Here is a 2,416-nt window from a genome sequence, read left to right on the forward strand (position 1 = left end):
CAGCGTTTCCCCGGTGGACGTGCGCCGGGGGCGATGCCCAGCCCCTTGACGGGCGGCAACGGCGGCAGCGCCGGACTGATCGGCAACGGCGGCGTCGGCGGCGTCGGCGGTGTGGGCAGCGCAGGGTTGCAGTTCGGCGGTGGGAACGGCGGCCAGGGCGGAGCCGGCGGCTGGCTCCTGGGCAATGGCGGCGGTGGCGGCGCCGGCGGGCTGGGTGGCGCCGCAGCCGGTGGGTCCGGGGGCAACGGCGGCAACGCCGGGTTGTTCGGCGGCACCGGTGGCACCGGGGGGGCCGGCGGAAGCTCCGTGGAGAGCATCGGCGGGTCCGGCGGTACGGGTGGCCACGCCGGGTTGTTCGGCTCGGGCGGTACCGGTGGCGTCGGCGGGGTGGGATCTGCCGGAGGTGGATTCGGCGGGTCCGGCGGCGCCGGCGGTCGCGGCGGCCTGATCTTTGGTGCCGGCGGTGACGGCGGAGCCGGCGGAGCAGGCAGCCTTACCAACTCGCCGTTGTTCATCAGCGGAGGTCAGGGTGGTAACGGCGGGGACGCCGGCCTGTTCGGCATCGGCGGCGCCGGCGGCACCGGTGGGCTCGGCTACGTCGATACGACCGGCGCCACCGCCACGGGCGGCGCCGGCGGTGCCGGCGGGAGCGGCGGCACGCTATTCGGCATCGGCGGAGTCGGTGGCATCGGTGGTGCCGCCTTCGCCGACACCGTCGCCGGTGCCACCGCCACGGGCGGCAACGGCGGCGCCGGCGGGACCGGTGGGAGGCTGTTCGGTAACGGCGGGGCCGGCGGCACCGGCGGTGCCGGCTTCGAAAGCTTCGGCGGCGGCGGCGAGGGCGGTAACGGCGGCAACGGCGGTCAGGCCGCGCTGATCGGCAACGGCGGCAGCGGTGGCAACGTCGGGGTCCCCGGACCGAACGGCGTCGGCATCGGTATCGGCGGTAACGGCGGCAATGCGCAGCTGATCGGCAACGGCGGCAACGGCGGCAACGCCGCGACACTGCTCTCCGGCACCCCAGGCAACCCCGGCTCCGGCGGGCTGCTGTTCGGCGAGCCTGGGCAACCCGGGCTCTAGCCCGATAGGCCGGCCCAGCTGCGGCGTTGGCCGCGGCTAAGGATAATTTCGCTACCGCCTGGCCACCCAAGGCGCTGAATCATGTTGGCAGGCAATTGCTCTGGGCGTGATAGGGGCTTATGACGTCTGCGCCCGTCCCACCATCTCGCGGCTACCACGGAACCGCTCGGCAATTTGCCGGCACTAACCGCCTCACTCGGAAATTCATCGTGACCACGCTCCGTTTTCGGCACACCTCGGCATTGTTTTCCGCGCGCCGATACCGCACCGTCGCTCAAACCGCTTGTGATGGTGGGTGATCGGGGGATGTTTCACGTGCTCACCGAATCGGCTGTCATGCCGTCGCATCGAGTGTGCAGTGACGGCTTTGACTGTGTATGTAGGGCGGTAACCGCCGCGATCGGCCACCCTGATGGCACGCTCGGCGCCACCAGCACACACTCGGCGCCACCAGCGCGCACTCGGCGGCGCCGACCACCGACCCAACCGCACCAGCACGCGATTTCCATCTCCCCATACCGGGGCATAGCCCCACGACCGCTCTCGTAGTGGCGGTGGTGTTGTTGTGCGCGGCCCGGCCGGCCCGCGAAACGGTGGCGAAAGCCGGGCCCACTGTCGCACAAACAGAGGTCGAAATGCCCTAACAGGCACGATCGACTGCGCGCGACGCTGTTGTCTTCCGACACGTGCTGGCGATGGCCGGGTAGGAGGACAGCGATGTCGTATGTGGTGGTGGCACCGGAGATCGTGGGCGCGGCGGCGACAGATCTGACGAATATCGGTTCGGCACTCAGCGAGGCCAGCGCCGTCGCGGCGGCCCCGACTACAGCGATACTGGCGGCCGGTGCCGACGAGGTGTCGGCGGCCATCGCGGCGTTGTTTGGGGCGCACGCGCAGGTCTATCAGGCGCTGAGCGCCCAGGCGGAGGTCTTTCACGCCCAGTTCGTGCAGGCGCTGACCGCGGGCGCGGGCGCGTATGCCAGCGTCGAGGCCGCCAGCGCGTCGCCGCTGCAGTCGCTCCTGGACCTGCTCAACGCACCCACTCAGGCGGTTTTCGGGCGCCCGCTGATCGGCAACGGCGCCAACGGCGCCCCGGGCACCGGGGCAAACGGCGGAGACGGCGGCATCCTGTTCGGCAACGGCGGGGCCGGCGGATCCGGCGGCCCCAACCAAGCCGGCGGTAACGGCGGGGCCGGTGGCATCCTGTTCGGCAACGGCGGAACCGGTGGTGCCGGCGGAGCCTCATCGACCGGGGTTGGCGCGGGCGGCGGGGCCGGCGGGATCGGCGGACTGTGGGGCACCGGTGGCACCGGTGGCGTCGGCGGGCCATCAACGG

Annotated in this window: 2 protein-coding genes; both read left to right on the forward strand. The window is 72.1% G+C overall.

The genetic code is table 11. The features are described from left to right. Window positions 1–1,080, forward strand: a 1,080-nt coding sequence (locus tag BST40_RS27780) for a PE family protein (protein ID WP_208618943.1), incomplete at its 5' end; no start/stop codon positions are given. 717 nt (window positions 1,081–1,797) lie between these two features. After that, window positions 1,798–2,416, forward strand: a 619-nt coding sequence (locus BST40_RS27785; RefSeq protein WP_142276846.1) for a PE family protein, incomplete at its 3' end; no start/stop codon positions are given.

Origin of the sequence: Mycobacterium persicum, assembly GCF_002086675.1 — a bacterium.
Taxonomy (GTDB): Bacteria; Actinomycetota; Actinomycetes; order Mycobacteriales; family Mycobacteriaceae; genus Mycobacterium; species Mycobacterium persicum.